The organism is Lacipirellula parvula, assembly GCF_009177095.1.
Classification (GTDB): domain Bacteria; phylum Planctomycetota; class Planctomycetia; order Pirellulales; family Lacipirellulaceae; genus Lacipirellula; species Lacipirellula parvula.
The window spans coordinates 3,871,819-3,888,657 of record NZ_AP021861.1; the positions used below are offsets into that span (position 1 = coordinate 3,871,819).

Annotated in this window: 11 protein-coding genes; all 11 read left to right on the forward strand. The window is 64.0% G+C overall.

Going from position 1 to position 16,839, the window contains the following annotated elements:
- The 11 genes from PLANPX_RS15090 (at position 1) to PLANPX_RS15140 (ending at position 16,826) form a co-directional block, all read left to right on the forward strand.
- Positions 1-1,719 carry an alkaline phosphatase family protein gene (locus PLANPX_RS15090; RefSeq protein WP_152099530.1) on the forward strand — a complete coding sequence of 573 codons (1,719 nt, stop codon included), beginning with the start codon at positions 1-3 and terminating at the stop codon, positions 1,717-1,719.
- A gap of 46 nt (positions 1,720-1,765) precedes the next feature.
- Positions 1,766-3,346: an oligosaccharide flippase family protein gene (locus tag PLANPX_RS15095; protein WP_152099531.1), complete on the forward strand. Its 1,581-nt coding sequence runs from the start codon at positions 1,766-1,768 to the stop codon at positions 3,344-3,346.
- An 81-nt stretch (positions 3,347-3,427) separates the two neighbouring features.
- Complete coding sequence (locus PLANPX_RS15100) at positions 3,428-4,573, forward strand: efflux RND transporter periplasmic adaptor subunit (RefSeq protein ID WP_152099532.1); 1,146 nt, start codon at positions 3,428-3,430, stop codon at positions 4,571-4,573.
- A gap of 27 nt (positions 4,574-4,600) precedes the next feature.
- Entirely contained in the window at positions 4,601-5,986 is a 1,386-nt protein-coding gene (locus PLANPX_RS15105) for a hypothetical protein (protein WP_152099533.1), read from the forward strand.
- A gap of 32 nt (positions 5,987-6,018) precedes the next feature.
- A complete protein-coding gene (locus PLANPX_RS15110; RefSeq protein ID WP_172992089.1) occupies positions 6,019-9,126 on the forward strand; it encodes a glycosyltransferase family 39 protein in 3,108 nt (1,035 codons plus the stop codon).
- Positions 9,127-9,170: 44 nt separating this feature from the next.
- Positions 9,171-10,223, forward strand: a complete 1,053-nt coding sequence (locus PLANPX_RS15115) for a hypothetical protein (protein ID WP_152099535.1) — start codon at positions 9,171-9,173, stop codon at positions 10,221-10,223.
- An 8-nt stretch (positions 10,224-10,231) separates the two neighbouring features.
- Positions 10,232-10,489 (forward strand): hypothetical protein, encoded by a 258-nt coding sequence (locus PLANPX_RS15120; RefSeq protein WP_152099536.1) that lies wholly within the window; start codon positions 10,232-10,234, stop codon positions 10,487-10,489.
- A 69-nt stretch (positions 10,490-10,558) separates the two neighbouring features.
- Complete coding sequence (locus tag PLANPX_RS15125; RefSeq protein ID WP_172992090.1) at positions 10,559-13,003, forward strand: glycosyltransferase; 2,445 nt, start codon at positions 10,559-10,561, stop codon at positions 13,001-13,003.
- A gap of 225 nt (positions 13,004-13,228) precedes the next feature.
- On the forward strand, positions 13,229-14,851 hold the full coding sequence (locus PLANPX_RS15130) for an efflux transporter outer membrane subunit (RefSeq protein ID WP_152099538.1): 1,623 nt from the start codon (positions 13,229-13,231) through the stop codon (positions 14,849-14,851).
- A 79-nt stretch (positions 14,852-14,930) separates the two neighbouring features.
- Positions 14,931-15,428 (forward strand): MarR family transcriptional regulator, encoded by a 498-nt coding sequence (locus PLANPX_RS15135; protein ID WP_152099539.1) that lies wholly within the window; start codon positions 14,931-14,933, stop codon positions 15,426-15,428.
- Positions 15,429-15,497: 69 nt separating this feature from the next.
- Positions 15,498-16,826, forward strand: coding sequence for an efflux RND transporter periplasmic adaptor subunit (locus PLANPX_RS15140; protein WP_152099540.1), 1,329 nt, complete (start codon positions 15,498-15,500; stop codon positions 16,824-16,826).
- Positions 16,827-16,839 lie beyond the last annotated feature (13 nt).

Below are 16,839 nucleotides of genomic sequence, written 5' to 3' on the forward strand. Positions count from 1 at the left end.
ATGAGTCGTGTTTTCATCGTCGGCTGGGATGGCGCCACATTCGATTTGGTCGAACCGTGGATCGCTGAAGGCAAGCTGCCGAACATCGCGGAAGTCTATCGCAACGGCGCGCACGGCGAGCTCGCCTCGACGCTGCCGCCGATGACGTTCCCTGCTTGGTCCAGCTTCATGACGGGCAAGAACCCTGCGAAGCACGGCATCTACGACTTCACCCGCCAAACCCCCGGCACGTACGACCTTGAGTTCGTCAACGGCGGCAACCGGCGGGCGCCTTCGTTTTGGAAGCTGCTCAGCGACGCCGATAAACGCGTTATCTCGATCTCCCTCCCGTGCACCTTCCCGCCGGAACCGGTCAACGGCGTCATGCTCAGCGGCTTCGACGCCGCTGGCCTCGGGGGCAGCAGTTCAAAGCTCGACGCCCGCGGCATGTATCCCCGCAGCATGTACGACGAACTCGACCGCGAACTGGGCGGCCACCCGATCGGATCGTTCCCGATCCAAGAAATCAACCAGGGCAGGGCGGAAGCCGCGGTTCAGAAGATCATCGACGTCATCGGCCGCAAAGCCGCGACGGCGAAGTACCTTATGCAGAATTACGAATGGGATTGCGCGATGATCCTGTTCGGCGAGTCCGACGGCTCGGCCCACCACTTCTGGAAGTACTGCGACCCCCGCTCGCCGCAATACACGGCCGAACCTGCCTCGATGCGCGACAGCATCTTGCGGGTCTACCAAGAACTCGATCGCCAACTCGGCGAGCTCAAAGAACTGCTGCCGTACGATACGACGCTGATGATGATGTCGGACCACGGTTTCGGCGGCGTCAGCAACGCGGTCGTCTACCCGAACTGCTGGCTCCGCGAACAGGGACAACTCGGCTTCCGCGGCGGCCTGGCGCGCTGGATGTCGCGGCGGCTCGACGCACTCAAGCTCCGCGCCGTCGCCGTGCTGCCGAACTCCATCCAAAAGTTCCTCTCGCGGTTCGCCCGCGCTCAGCTCGGCGGCATCGAAGCGAAGGTCCGCTACGGCATCATCGATTGGAGCCAAACGAAGGCCTTCTTCGAAGAGAACCCGTACTACCCGGCGCTTCGCATCAACCTGAAGGGCCGTCAGCCGCAAGGCACCGTCGAACCCGGCGCCGAGTACGAAGCGCTCCGCACCGAACTGATCACGAAGCTCGAAGCCTGGCGCCATCCGCAAACGGGCGAGTCGATGGTCGAAAAGGCCTTCCGCCGCGAGGAAGTCTACTCCGGCGCCTGCCTCGACGAAGCGCCAGACATTGTCGTCAAATGGGCGACGCACCAAAATTACACCTACGCCTTCCGCGTCAGTTCGAAGAGCAAGTCCCTCGCTTGGATCGAGGAGCTCGACCCGCACCGTCAGGAGAATTCCGCGTTCTTCACCGGCAAGTCGGGAAGCCATCGCGACAACGGAATTTTCTTGGCCGAAGGACCGCAAGTGATTGCGGAGAAGACGGTCGACGGAGCCCGCATCATCGACGTGGCGCCAACGATCTTGCACCTCCTTGGGGTACCGACGCCGGCGGACATGGATGGCCGGGCGCTGATCGAAATATTCGAAGGCGCCGCGGCGACCCCCATGGCAGTTGGAGAGGCTGCCGGCGTCGTCGCCGCCTCGGAAGAGGACGACGCCTCGTACACGGATGATGACAAAGTCGTGATCAACGAACGCCTCCGGGCGCTCGGTTACATCGATTAATTCACCGCTGTTCGACGTTCAGTTTCTTCGCTGAGAGTGCCGCCACGTGAGCCGTTCCGTTCCACCAACCGCGTCTGATTCGCCGACCGTCGCGCCTGCGCACGAATCGGGTCTCGGCCGCATCGTACGAAACAGCGCGTTCAACGCCGTGGGGACGATCCTCATCGTTCCCTCGAACATGCTCGCGCTGTTCGTCATGGCGCAACGGTTGGGCGCGCAGCCCATCGGTACGTTCTTCACGATCTTCTCGATCTCCGCGGTGATCCACTGGATCGCCGATGCGGGCACGACCACGGTCCTCACTCGCCACGTCGCCCGCAATCCACAGCGGCTGAAAACGATCATTCCCGAGTCGCTCGGCGTCCTGTGCGTCGTTTGCTGCGTTTCGACGACGCTGTTCATGCTGGTCGCCGTTCCGTGGATGTCGTTCTTCACCGACCGCGTTTCGTTCGCGGTGGTGATCGTCGCCGCGTCGGCGATGTGGTCTCGGCACGCTCTCGACTTCGCCGCCAGCGCCCTCCGCGGGCTAGAACGCTTCGAATACGAGAACTTCTCCCGGGTCGTGCAGACCTGTAGTTTTTGCGTGTTCGTCTGGTTGTGGGTCCACCCGTCGACCGGCGGCGCCCTGGCCGCCTTCATCGCTTACGCCGCGAGCAACGTCATTGCCGCGATCATCATCTGGTGGACGCTGCTCACCAAGTGGGACTGCGCCGGCTTCCGCTTGAACCGCGAAATCATCCGGCGCTGGTGGACCGAATCGATTCCGCTCGGCGCCGGCGACGTCATCCGCCAGTTCCTCATGCAGATGGACACGCTGCTCCTCGCCGCGTTCAAGCCGCAGGCGATCGTCGGCATGTTCAGCATCGCCGCCCGGCCGCTGCAGCCGTTGCAGCTGCTGCCGAAGATCATCGTCTCGGTCACGTTCCCGATGCTCAGCCGCGCGGCCCAGGTCGATCTCGCCGCCGTGAATCGCCTGTTCGTCAAAACGACGAAGATCCTCTGGGCTGCCTCGCTGCCGATCAGCATCGGCCTGAGCATGGCCGCCCAGCCGATCATCCTCGCCACTGCCGGCGAAGACTTCATCGATGCGGCCCGCCCGCTCCAGATTCTGATCTGGTCTACCGGCCTGATTTTCATCAACGCCCAACTCCGCTTCGTCCTCACCGCACTCGACAGCGAAAAGGCCTACTGGCGGCTTATCTGCTGGACGCTTGCGGTGAAGCTCGGCCTCGAAGCGGCGCTCATCCCGCTTTGGGGCCTCTACGGCGCTTGCATTGGCAACATCCTCGGCGAAATCGCGCTCTGCATCGGCGGAGCGCTGGCCCTCCATCGACTCGGCGTCAAATCGCCCAACTGGCTCGACTTCCTCCGTCCAGCACCCGCTGCCGTTGCAATGACGCTGATTATGTGGCCCTACGCCGATCACGACGCCTCGCTGCTCAGCGTGATCATCGCCGGCATTGCCGGCGGCATCGTCTACGCGATCGTGGCGCTGTTCAGCGGCATCGTTCCGTGGTCCGATCTGCAGCGCATCTGGCGCTCGCTTCGTAAACCGGCGATCGTCGCCAGCCTTGAACCTGCCGCCGTCGTCGCTGTCGCCGAGACAGCCGACGCAATCCCCAACTAACCATCTGCTCAGGCACGCGAAAGACACCAACATTTAGACCCTCCCGGACGCGGGAGCAAAGGATTCTGGAGTATCTCCCTCATGAAGACATTCATCCGTTGGACCAGTGGATTGCTGTTGCTCGGCTGCGCCGTTGTTCTCATCGGCCTGTGGCAGTTGCGGGCCCGCGACGCGATGGCCGATTGGGATCCCGATGCGGCCCGTCACCGCGGCAAGCCGATCCCCGTCCGCACCATCAAAGTGGCGGCCCGCGACTTCGATGAAACGATTGGCGGCACCGCTGTGACGTTCCCGGCCCAATCGGCGACGGTGACCATCCCGCTCCGCTCCTCCTCGGTGATCGACCGCGAAGTTCTCGACGTCAATTGCGAAGCAGGCGGCGAAGTGAAGAAGGGCGACGTCCTGGTGACGTTCCTCCCCGGGCTGTTCGAGCACACCGTCCGTCAGCGCGAAGCCGCCGTCCGCCAAACGACCAAGACGCTCGAAGCCTACAAGGGCCTCAACAAGCGTCAGGCGATCACCGAACTCGAAGTCGCCGAAGCCGAAGTCGGTTACGAAACGGCTCAGCTCGAACTCGCCATGTCGAAGCGCGACCTTGAACTTTGCAAGATGATCACTCCGATCGACGGCGTCATCCAGGAAGTCAACGTCGTCCCGCAGATGCGCGTCGGCGACGGCACGATCGTCGCCGTCGTCCACGACCTCGACCCCATCTACGTCCAAATGGACTTCCCGATGGAACGGCTCGATTCGCTCCAAGTCGGCCAAACCGCCGAAGTGGAACTCGACGCTTTCTCGCAAGAAACCTTCGAAGCGAAGGTGATCCGCATCGCACCGATCGTCTCCACGAAGACCCGCGTGCTGCCGATCATGCTCGAGATCCCCAACCCCGGCAATCGCATCAAGGCCGGCATCTCGGGCTTCGCTCGCGTGAAATCGATGAAGCCGGGCGCCACCTCGATCCCCGCCGTCGCCCTTATCAAGAAGCAGAAGAAGGCGATGGTCTTCATCCTCGAAGGCGATAAGGCAAAGATTCGCGAAGTCCGCACCGGCGAAACGATCGGCACGGGCGAAGTCGAGATCCTCGAAGGCCTCGAAATCGGTGACGAGGTCGTCATCTACGGCCACGACTCGCTGCAAGAAGACGACCTGGTGAACGCCGATTGGCGCGGCTGGACTCGCCGCGGCGAGGGCAATGTTGCTCAAGCCAGTATGTCCGGTTTCTAAATCGTCGCTGCTCGCCCTTCCCGCCGCATGAACTACGTCAAACGATTCTTCATCGCCTGTTGGAGTCTGTACGCCCGGCTATTTAGCTGGTGTGCTGGCGCTGCGCTGTCGAATCGCGGACTGACGTTCACGGTGCTCGTGACTTGCTTGATTCTGATCACCGGCCCGTGGCTGCGGTCGTCGGTTAGTCGCGACTTCCGCGGCCCCCACATCCCGTGGAACAACTCGGCGAGTTCGCGATTCCTGCCGGAGTACGTCGCGAAGGCACCCCGCGAATGGCGCGTCGACAGCATCGCGATCCCGATGCTCGCCATCGTGCTCGTCGCGATTCCTGTGGCGTTCATTCGTCCGCGGTGGATGCCGCACCTATTCGGGCTGCTGATCGCCGTGAGCATTCCCGCCCTGGCGGTAACGCTCTGGAACCATCCCGGTCTGTACGAGTTTTTTGAAAGCGAAATCCGCGGTCGCAGCATGCTCCGCACCGTCTACCGGATGGAACATACCGATCTGATGACCGTCCGCGCGCCCGATCGCATGCAGGCGTTCGGCGGTCAAACCGGCAAGATCGATCTGCTCGCACCGACGCACCCGCTGCTCGTGCCGCTTAACTACTGGATGTACGGCCCCTGGCTCGTCGGCGCCGCCATCATGGGCGCCGTGGCGACCAATCGCACCAACTGGCAACGCCGCTTCGCCTACACTGGCGTTTGGGTCGGCGTCGGCGCCCTGTTCGCGCTCGCCGCCACGTGGCCGCGCTGGGTCGCCGAGTACCACTGGACTCAGGCGGAGCTGCTCGAAGAGCGAAACGACTTTGTCGCAGCCGCCGACGCGCTCGAACTTGCCCGCCAGTCGATGCCCCCTCTCGGCTTCACCAAACGCTATTGGGAAGCCCGCGGCCGGCTCGACTATCGCCAGCTTGTTCGCAGCCCCTACGCCGCCTACTTTGTCTCCTCCGAGTATCTCGAAGCCGCCGACGTCGATCGCGCTCGCAACGAACTCGCCCCCTTCGTTGACGCCGACAGCGCCGCCGCGCCGCGTGCCTTACTCGCGGAAATCATGGGCCACACCGCCACCGGCTTCAGCGCCCACGGCAAGCGCGGCGCCGCCGAAAAAGCGTGGCGCGAAGCCGCCGAAATCGCTCCCTGGAAGCCGAGCTACTGGGTCGCATACGCCGTAACGGTGCTCGGCTCCGCGCCGGAGCGCGCGCCGGAAATCGAAACTCGCTACCTCGAAGAACTTCGCGACGTCGGCGACTGCTTCGTCGGCAGTGACTTCGCCTCAGCCCTTGGCGACGCCTATTTCGAAAGCGGCGACTTTACGAGCGCCCGGCGTCTGTACAGCATGGCGATGGATATCTTCCACTTGCCGAAGTACGTCAACCTGCATGCTCAAGAGGGCCGCCTCGGCATGTAATGATGAGCTCGCGCCCTCTCGCTGCACTCCTGTTGGTCGGATTCGCACTCGCCGTCGGCGACTTCGGTTTCCGCACGTTCAATCCGTCGCCCACGCCGGAGTACATGATCTCCGGCAACGTGCAACCCCTCACGCTGCAAACCGACGACGAACCGAAAAAGCACCTTTACCTCCGTCGCACCTGGCGGCTCACCGAAGCCCCCGAGCAAGCTTGGATCAAGCTCATCGGCCATGACGTGATCGAGGTCTGGGTCAACGGCCGCCGCGCCGGCTACTCGAAGCCAGTCGGCTTCGGTCGCAACACTGGCATCGTCATGGACGTCACCCCGCTAATGCACGCGGGGGAAAACAGCATCGCGATCCACGTCGCCCAGCTCGTGCTCGATCGGCCGCCGAGCGTTTCCATCGAAGGCGAATGCCGTTTCGCCGACGGCGTCGTCCGCGACCTCGGCGACTTCCACGATTGGAAAGCCGCCGGCGTCTATGAACGCAATGGCCCCTATTGGTTTGAAACCGAGTTCGAAGACAAGCACTGGATCGAACCAACTGCCGGCGAACGCATCGAATGGCGCTGCCAGGTCGACTTCCCCCATCGCTCGATCACCCACCCGCGCGAAGCGAAGTGGATTTCGCCCACCAGTTCGACGGAAGGCGCCGCTGCGTTCGCCGCCGAGTTCGACGTCCCCGGTACGCCCCGCGACGGCTGGCTCCGCATCCTCACCAACGGCTCGCAGCGGATCGCGCTCAACGGCAATCTCCTGTCGCGCGATCAACTCGGCCTTGGCACCGAACAATCGAAGCACGCTCGCGAACTCACGTTCGACGTCAGCCCGCTGCTGCGCCGCGGTAGCAACGTTATTTCCGTGATGGCGGAAACCCCCGGTGAGAAGCCCCGTCTGCTGGCCGACCTCGAAGCGACGACCGCCGACCTGCACCGCACCTACCTCGCCACTGACGACAGTTGGAGCAGCGCCGCCGGCTACCCCAGCGATTGGCTCGAACCAGACTTCGCCGCCGCCGAGTGGCAGCAATGCAAACCCGAGATCGGCTACCAAGGCATCCCGCCTCGGTCACTGGTCCGCGAACTCGGCATCCTCGATCCCACCCGTGCCTTCTGGATCGAGCGCGGCGCCATCCACGCCGCCTGGATTCTCGGCAGCGGTCTCCTCGGCGCCCTCGGCAGCTTGGGCGTGTTCGCCGCAATGAAAAAATACGTCGCCGCTGCGGAACCGCTTCCCGTCGCACTGCCGTTCCTCCCGCTACTCGTCGGCTCCCTCGCCGCCTGCAGCGGCGCGCTGATGACCTGGGACTTCCGCTGGGCCGGGCACGATGTTTATCGCCCCGTGTGGCTCTACTCGATCTGGATCGGCGTCGCTGCACAGTGGTTGCTGCTCATCGTCCTCATCTCCGTCAAGTCGCTCGCCGATCGCCCCGCGCTGCGCCGTACGTTCAGCTCGCGGGCGATGTGGACCGCCTCAATCATCGGCTGGACGGCGTTCGGCGTCCTCGCTCTCTGGCTTCGCCTCCGCGACCTCACTGCCGAGCCGATTCACCACGACGAAGTCACCGTCTACGCCTTTACCGAAACCGTCTTCACGCAAGGTTTCCCCGGCGGTCAGGTCCATCCCGACATCCCCTTCGGCTACGCCGCGACGAACGAGCTTTGCTACTTCTTCAACGCCATTGCCGAACTCGTTTTCGACGATCCGCTGCTCGTGATCCGCGTGCCGGCCGTCATTTGGTCGATGCTCACGCTGCTGATCATCGGCTACATGGGTTGGAAGTGGTTCGATGGCTACGTCGGCGCCGTCGCCGCGGTGTTGTTTGCGATTTCGCCGCACATGATCGGCTTCGCCGACTTCGGTCGCTATCTCTCGCAGGTCCAGTTCTTCAGCTTGCTGACGATGTACTGCACATACGAAGCCATCCGCGGCACGGGCAAACCGAACCTGCCGATGATGTGGGCCGCCACCATCAGCTTCATCGCGATGTATTTCAGCTGGGAGGGAACCGGCATGTTCGGCTTCGGCCTGGCGCTCGCCGTTTTCTTCCATCGCCGCCGCCATCTCTACCCGCTGCTCGCGTCGCCGCATCTCTACATCGCGTCGACGGTGCTTGTCACCTCGGTGATCGCGCAGAACGCCCATCGCATCATGCAGCAGACGCAACGGCTTTGGTACGGCGAAGGAATCAGCTCGCTCACCATCAAAGCGATGTGGCGATACCCCTTCTTCCAGCATGATTACTTCCTGATCAACTCCGCCTGGACCCGCGACGCATTCCTCCCGATGATCGCGCTCGCCATCGGGTTCATCCTCACGATCAACCACCGCTGGCGAGCGCCGTTGCGATTCTCGCTCTTCTGCCTCGTGGTGAACGCCGAAATGATGTCGGCGTTTCTCCCCGTTCGCACGAACCGTTACGCCTGCCACCTCATCGGCATCCTGATGCTGATCGCCGCCGCCGTCGTCGTCGCCGGCGCCGAGGCGCTGCTGAAGTATCTCCGCTCCACGAAACTCCCCGAAGCCTACCGCTGGTACGCCCAAGCCGTCGCGTTCCTCTCGGTCGCGGTCGCCGTCGCGCTTTGCAGCGGCTGGACCGTTCGCACTGCTGAAATGACCCGCTACGCCAGCGCCGCCTTCGACGTCAAACAACTTCGCATCCCCGACTGGGACGAGCCGACGAAGTACCTGCACGATCATCTGCAAGAAGGCGACGTTGTCATTTCCATCTTCCCGCACACGACGAATTTCAACTTCGTGTTCGACAAAGTGAAGAAGGGCAAAGAAACGCGCACCGTCGACTACTGGCTGCAAAGCCGCTTGATCATCCAAGCCACGATCGGCGACAGCACCGAATCGCCCCGCGACCGCCGCAGCGGCGCCATCATGCTCCACAACATCGACCAGGTAAAAAAACTGTTCGCCGAGAACGACCGCATCTGGTACTGCACCATGCGGATGGCCCAAGGAAAACTGAACGACGGCGAGGTCTCCGAATACCTCCGCCACCACATGGACGTCGTGAGCGAAGATTTTGCGACAGCGCTCATGGTTCGCGACAAGAACCACCGCCCGGCTCCGATTCAAGTGCAAGAAGACGAGTCGGGACAGATGGCTGCTGAGTACTTCCTCCACTAACGGACGCCGAGCGCCCGTGCCGCGTCCGCGCGGCCGAGACGACCATGCGATTCATCAACGACATCTTCACCGCCCCGGTTGGCGAAGTCTGGACGAACGAACGCGTCGCCCAGGCCTACAACCGCGCGATCGACGCTCTTCCGGCCGAGTCGCAGGAAGAGGTGCGGGCGTTCGTGAAGTTCCAACTCGTCGGCGAGCGCAGCCGCCGCAGCGTCTTGGCCGATCCGCTCGCACTCAGCGACTTCCGCTCGCACGCCGAAGCCTACGAACGAGGCGCCGACGCGGCGCTCGACCAACTCGCCGCGCAAATCCGCCCCGCCGCCGAGGCCGCCGACGTCCAGTTCGACGCCCTGATCACCACCACCTCCACCGGCAACGTCATGCCCGGCCTCAGCTACCGCCTGGCCGAACGCCTCGGCCCAGCCGTCCGCCGCGACAGCATGATGGTCGACCTCGCCAACGTCGGCTGTACCGGCAGCAGCAAGGCGCTCAATCTGGCCCGCTCGCTCGGCCCCGAGTTCCGCCACATCCTCATCGCCGCCGTCGAGCTACCGACAACGCTCATCAACGTCCACACCGCCGATCTCGACACCTGGCAAGGCAACTGCACGTTCGGCGACGGCGCCGCGGCCCTCTGGGTTTCCGACAACGTCGAATGCGGCAGCACTGCTCTCTCACTCGAAGAGTTCCAGTACCAGCAGTTCGCCGACACCGGCCTCGACCTCATCCGCTGGGGCTACAGCGACTATTTCGGCTTCCGCCTCCGCGATCACGCGACGTTCGAAAAAGACGTCAAGCAAACCGTCGCCGAGGCGCTGCTGCAGGCCGAATCCGGCTGGCGCGACGAACCCCGCTGGGCGATCCATCCCGCCGGCATCGCGTTGTTGATGCGGCTGTCGCGGGAGCTCAAAATGCCGAAGGATTCCATCCAGCCCTCGGTCGCCCACTATCGTGAAAACTCCAACATGAGCAGCGTCAGCATCCTGTTCGTGTTGAAAGAACTCGCCGCCGCCGCGGAAGTTGGCTCTGCCGTCAACTTGCTCACCATGGGCGCCGGCTTCAACGTCATTTACGGCAGAGTGCGCCGCGTGCGCTAGGAGTCCCCGTGGATCGAGACGCCATCCTGGCAACGATGAAAGCGAACTTCACCGCCGCGGAAGCCCCGGGGACGATCGAAGAATTCGCGAACACGAAGGCCGTCGACCTCTTCCAGGAGAGCATCGACGTCATCAACTTCTTGTTTTACCTCGAAGACGAGCTCGGCCCGAAAATCGACGCCTCGCAGCTCGGCCCCGCGATGGCGAACATGACGTTCGGCGAGCTGGCCGACGAACTCAACCGCGTTCTCGCACCGCAAGCGTAAGGGCCCCTCGCCCCGCGCATGAACAACGACCACGAATCCGCAGACGACCCAACCGCGAAGGCCACTGCAGTGAACGCGAACGTAGAAACACACCCGACGCTGGCCGACAGCGTCCCCGCGCCGCATTCCGCCGCCGATGCCATGTCGCCGCGCAAAGCAGGCTTAGTCGCCCGTTGCCGCAAGAGCGCTGCCAAAACCCGCGAAGCGCTGCAAACGGTCGGCCTCAGCGCCGCGCTCTGGATGCTCTACGTGCCGCATCATGTGATGCTCCGCGCGCTCGGCCCGCGCTGGGGCATGCTCTGGGTCCGCTGCGCAGCGAACATCCACTGGCTCCTCACCTTCGTCGGCGCCCAGCGTTCCGCCCGCGAAGCGATCGCGCGGATGCACCCCTTCTTCAGCGTCAACGTCTCCGTCTCGCAGATTCTGCGCCGCCACCTGCTGCTCAAGCACGAATGCTTCGCCCGCGTCCGCGTCTTCAGCCTCCACGCCGGCGACGGTCGCGACGCCGACATGCAGTGGCAATGTAGCCCCGAAAGCGCCGCCGCGCTCCCCGGCGCCGAGCGCGAACGCGGCCTCGTGATCGTCGGCTTCCACTTCAATTTCTTCCAAACGTTTGCCGCGGGCCTCGCCAAATTCTTCCCCGGCGAGAATCTCGTCCAGCTTCGCTACCGCACGTCGCGCTGCGTCGAAAGCGCCACGTCGCCGATCGTCCAACTCGCCCTCAAGAAGGCGATGGAAGCCGACCGCCGCGCCGGCGCCAACGTCTTTTACATCGACGACATCGAGGCGATCATCCAGCTCTACCGCTTGCTGCGGCAACGCGGCGTCGTGGCCGTCACCGCCGATGGCGGCGCCGCGGGCGATTTCGTCGACGTTCCCTTCTTCGACGGCACGTTCCGCGTCCCCAGCGGTTGGGCCAAGCTTGCCGCCGGCACTAAGTCCGACGTGCTACTCATTTGCGACAAGGAACTCAACGGCAACGCCCGCGAAGGCCTCTTCTACAACCATGTGAAGTGCGCCGACGCCAGCGACGAAACGGCCTTCAACGCCATCGCCGAGGCGATCCGCGTTCTTGAGTACCGCATCAAAGAAGAACCATGGGGCTGGCACCCCTGGCAACGGCTTCGCGTCGACGTCGACGAACAGGGCATTCGCCGTTACTCGCTCAAGCAGTATGGGTTCGACGAAGGAACCCGCATGCAGAAGAAGGCATCGAGCGATCCCGCCGATCAGCAGCGGATCCGCAAGCTCGACCTCGCCGCGGCGCCGAAGCAAACCGTCGAACGCCACGTCGCGGTGATCGCCAACTCGCTCCCGCCGTACCGCGTCCAACTCCACGAAAAAATCGTCGCCGCCTACCCGCAGGTCGAGCTCTGGACCGTCACGACCCACAGCAACGCCTACCGTCGCTGGGGCGGCCTGATGCCCCCCGAGTCGATCCGCGCCGTCGAGTTCGGTCGCGGCGAACCGACGAACGAGCAACCGATGATGCGGTTCTCGTTCCGCGAATGGCGCAAGGGGGGCCGCATCATCCGCTGGCTGAAGGAACACCGCATCGACACGGTGCTGATCCAGGGCTGCGGCGACATGGGCCGCCTGCGGATCATCCGTTGGTGCAAGCGCAACAACGTGGAGTGCTTCCTCACCGGCGACTTTAACATCTGCAGCGACAACCACCGCCCACTCAAACGCCTGCTGAAGCGCGCCGTCTACAGCCGCGCCGTCAACTGGTCGACCGGCCTGATGCCGTGCGGCGAACATGGCCTCGCACTGCTCCACCGCTACGGCGGCGGGTCGAAGCCGTCGCACATGTGGCCGTTCATCCCCGACGTGACGCTGTTTCAGAATCCGTCCGCTGAGCGAATCGACGCTATCCGCGAAAGATTCAATCTCCCCGCCGAGCGCCGCCGCATCATCTTCTCGGCTCGGATGATGAACGCCAAACGCCCCGACCTCGCCGTCCGCGCATTCCTGGCGGTCGCCGCCCTCCGCCCCGACTGGGACATGATCATGGTCGGCGACGGCCCGCTCCGCGCCGAGGTCGAGCAACTGGTTCCCGAGCACCTCCGCGCCCGCCTCATTTGGACCGGCTTCGTCAACGACATGCAAGACCTTGCGGCGCTCTACGCCTGCAGCGACTTGATGCTGCTCCCCAGCGGCCACGAACCGTGGGGCGTCGTCGTCGTCGAAGCCGCCGCCGCTGGCCTCGCGATCGTCGCCTCCGACGTCGTCGGCGCCGCGCCGGAACTCGTCCGCAGCGAACTCAACGGCGAGCTGTTCCCGACAGGGAATCTCGGCGCACTCAAGCAGGCGCTGCTCAAAGCGACCGAACCGCAGCGCATCGACGCGCTGAAGGCCGGCTCGCAGCAGGTCTTCCAAGAATGGTTCGCCGCCTGCGACCCCGTAGCCAATTTTGGCCAAGCGCTCGGCGTCGCCGCCTCGACGGCAATCGCCCCCATTGCAGTCAACTCGCTGCGCCGCATCGAGGCGCCCATGACCATTCCGACCACTTAGCGCACTTTCCATCCGGATATCACTCTGGCCCTCCCCCAACGCTAGCATCCGCCATGTCGATTGCATCGACTTTGCCGGCCATGCCGCCCGCACTGGCGCCCCTGTAGCAGTCGTGACGAATATTCCGTTACGCAACGAGTCGTCGTTGCTCCGACGCTTCCGCGTCCCCGCTTCGACGCCCACGCGTTCCCGCCGAATACTCGCCCGCCACAGGTCAGCCCGACGATGCTCCCAGTCCGCCAAGCCACGGTCGTCGCGCTAATTCTCTCGCTCGGCGTCGGCTGCACCCGCCCGCGCGAATACATCCAAAACGGCTTCAAAGTCGGCCCGAACTACGCCCGCCCCGCCGCCGCGATTGCGCCGCAGTGGATCGACGCCGACGACCGCCGCGTTCGCAGCGAGCAAGACGACCTCGCCGGTTGGTGGACCATCTTCAACGATCCGACGCTCAACGAGCTCATCCAGAACGCGAACAACCAGAACCTCACCCTCCGCGAAGCCGGCTTCCGCATTCTCGCCGCGCGGGCGCAGTTCGGCTTCGCCGTCGGCAACATGTTTCCGCAATTCCAAGCGGCCGAAGGGGGCTACCGACGCTTCGGCGTCAACGACAACTTCTTCGACCAGTGGAGTTCCGGCTTCAGCCTCGCGTGGGAACTCGACTTCTGGGGCCGCTTTCGTCGCGCGGTGCTCTCCGCCGAGGCGACGCTCGATGCGACGATCGAAGATTACGACGCGGTGCTCGTGACGCTGCTCGGCGACGTCGCGACGAACTACGTCAACTACCGCACCTCGCAAGAGCGGATCCGCCTGCTCAGCCGCGTCGCCCGGGTGCAGGAAGACGTGCTCACGTTCATTAATCGAAAGCTAGCGGAAGGCGCCATCAACGATCTCGATCGCGCCCAAGCGAGCAGCGACCTCCGCCAAAGCCGCGCTCAAATCTTCGAACTCCAAACGCAGCAGCGCCAAGCGCAAAACAACCTCTGCGTGCTGATGGGCATGCCGGTGGAAAACCTCGCCCGTCTGCTCGATCGCAATCCCGACACGAACATCCCCGTCACGCCCGACTACCTCGTCGTCGGCATCCCGGCAGACTTGCTTCGCCGCCGCCCCGACGTTCGCCGCGCTGAACGGACCGCCGCCGCGCAGGCTGAACTCATCGGCATCGCCGCCGCCGACTTCTACCCGGCCTTGTCGCTCACCGGCACGCTCGGCTGGCAAGCCGCGAATCTCTCCGACCTGTTCAAAAGTTCGTCGCTCAACAGCAGCGTCGGGCCAGTGTTCCAGTGGAACATCCTCAACTACGGCCGCATCCGCAACAACGTCCGCTTCCAAGAAGCCCAGTTCCAGGCTCTGGTCGCGGCGTACCAAAACACGGTGCTCGGCGCCGACTTGGAAGTTGAAAACGGCATCGTGTCGTTCCTCAACTCGCAAGGCCGCGCTACCAACCTGCAAATGAGCGTTCAGGATTCGACGCTCGCATTCGAAGTCGTCATCGCGCAGTACGAAGCGGGACTCGTCGATTTCAATCGATACGCAGTCATCCAGAAGACGCTCATTCAGCAGCTCGATCTCTGGGCCCAATCGCGCGGCCAGATCGCCCTCAGCTTGGTCGACGTCTACCGCGCCCTTGGCGGCGGCTGGCAGATTCGCCTAGCCCCGGTTCCGGATAAGCAAGGCATCCTCTCGCCCGAACCGCTGCCGCCAGCCGCCGATACCGGCCCGGCTGCCGCTGACGAGGATCTTGCCGAAGTCGAAGCGGACGCCAATGCGGAGGTCGACGCCGCGGCCGACGGAGCTGCCGCCCCTGCCATCGACTCGCCGCTTCCGCTGCCGCCGACGATTGAATAAGCCGCGTTTGCCCGCAATCGCGAGCTGCCAGCATGCCCCTCGTCTGGCAATAGTTCATGCCCATGAATAATATAGGGGCATGAAACACACCACTGCCGTCGCTGCGCGTCCGCCAGCCCGACGCGTCCCCGCCGCCAAGCCCCGCGGCGCCGCCAGTTCCCCCGAGGTCAGCGAGGCCGACGCCCTGCTGATGTCGGTCGTCCGCGACCTCCTCTACGTCGAGGATCGCACCAGCGACCTGCCGCTGCGGCAGCTGCACGTCTGCACGACGCTCTACGCCGGCCCGCTGTCGATGTCGCAGCTCAGCCGTAAGCTCGGCGTTTCGCTCAGTGCGATGACGCAAATCGCCGACCGGCTCGAAGCCGCCGGTCTGGTCGCCCGCCAAGCCAGCGAGCCCGATCGCCGCGTCCGGTGTTTAGTCCTTACCCCGCGCGGCCGCCGTGCGTTGCAAACCCGCGAAAAGGTTCGGCACGAACGCCTCGCCGCCGCCTTCGCGACGCTCGACGCCACCGCCCGCAAGCAGTTGCTCGCCGGCCTCCGGCTATTCCAGCAAGCTTGCACCGCGATCGCCGAATAAGCGACTCGACGTAGCTCCCGCCGACCACCAGATTCGCCGCGATCGACATCGAAGCGATTGGAATCATCAATGAAAACCATCTTCTCCATCACGCTCCTGCTGGTGCTCACCGCCGTCGGCGTGAAGTTGTACGGCAACTACCAAACTGGCAGCGAGCGCGTCGCCTTCCGTACCGGCGCCGTCGAGCAGGGCGACCTCGTGCTCACGGTCGAGGCGACCGGCACGCTTGAACCGGAGGAAGTGATCGACGTCGGCGCGCAGGTCGTCGGCCGTATCAAGGAGTTCGGCCTAGATCCGCGCGGTGAAACCGATCCGCAGTTCGCCGGCAAGCCGGTCGACTACCGCTCCGAGGTCAAACAGGGGACGATCCTCGCCGTCATCGACGACGCCGTCTACCGCGCTCAACGCAACCAGGCCAAGGCCGCTCACGCCCGCGCGATTGCAGACCTCGTGCAGTTGAAGGCGCGGCTCGTCCAGACGGACGCCGAATGGCAGCGGGCTCAGCGGCTGCGCAATCTGTCGGTGAAAAGCATTTCGGCGACCGGTAAAGACGAAGGGGTTCAGATCCGCGGCATCTCCGACGCCGACTTCGTGCTCGCCAAATCGAACTACGAAGTCGCGAAGGCGAACATCGACGTGGGCGAAGCGGCGATCGCCCAACAAGCCTCTGCACTGGAACTTGCCGAAACGAACCTTGGCTACACGGTGATCAAGTCGCCGGTCGACGGCACGATTCTCGACCGTCGCGTCAACATCGGCCAAACAGTCGTCGCCAGCTTCAACGCCCCCAGCTTGTTCCTCATCGCGCAAGACCTCCGCCGCATGCAGGTATGGGCGTCGGTCAACGAAGCCGACATCGGCGGTCTGAAGGAAGGGACGCCAGTCAGCTTCACCGTCGACGCGCTCCCCGACGAAGTCTTCCGCGGCAAAGTGACTCAGGTCCGGCTTAACGCGAAGATGACGCAGAACGTCGTCGTTTACACCGTCGTCATCACTACCGACAATTCCGATCTCAAGCTGCTTCCGTACCTCACCGCCAACGTCACCTTCGAGGTCAACCGCCGCGAAGGCGTGCTCACCGTCCCGAACGCCGCGCTCCGTTACACGCCGCGGCCCGAGTTGATCGTCAGCCTACCCGCTGAGGCTGCATCGCCCGCGTCGTCGACCGCTAAGTCGAAGAAAACCGACAACCGCGAAACGATCTGGATCCGGCAAGGGCAGGGGATCGCACCAATTGAAGTCGCCATCGGCGCGAGCGATCGCTCCCGCACCGAAGTCATCAGCGACCAACTCAAACCCGGCATGGAAGTCGTCCTCGGCGAACAGCAAGCCGGCGCCGCCGAGCAAGTGAACAATCCGTTCGCTCCAAAGATGCCTCGTTCCAGACCGCGCAGCTAACGCCGAGCCGGAG

Coding starts and splice junctions, on each gene's coding strand:
- PLANPX_RS15130 (WP_152099538.1), top strand. CDS start 13,229: ATGCTCCCAGTCCGCCAAGCCACGGTCGTCGCGCTAATTCTCTCGCTC.
- PLANPX_RS15090 (WP_152099530.1), top strand. CDS start 1: ATGAGTCGTGTTTTCATCGTCGGCTGGGATGGCGCCACATTCGATTTG.
- PLANPX_RS15115 (WP_152099535.1), top strand. CDS start 9,171: ATGCGATTCATCAACGACATCTTCACCGCCCCGGTTGGCGAAGTCTGG.
- PLANPX_RS15100 (WP_152099532.1), top strand. CDS start 3,428: ATGAAGACATTCATCCGTTGGACCAGTGGATTGCTGTTGCTCGGCTGC.
- PLANPX_RS15135 (WP_152099539.1), top strand. CDS start 14,931: ATGAAACACACCACTGCCGTCGCTGCGCGTCCGCCAGCCCGACGCGTC.
- PLANPX_RS15140 (WP_152099540.1), top strand. CDS start 15,498: ATGAAAACCATCTTCTCCATCACGCTCCTGCTGGTGCTCACCGCCGTC.
- PLANPX_RS15105 (WP_152099533.1), top strand. CDS start 4,601: ATGAACTACGTCAAACGATTCTTCATCGCCTGTTGGAGTCTGTACGCC.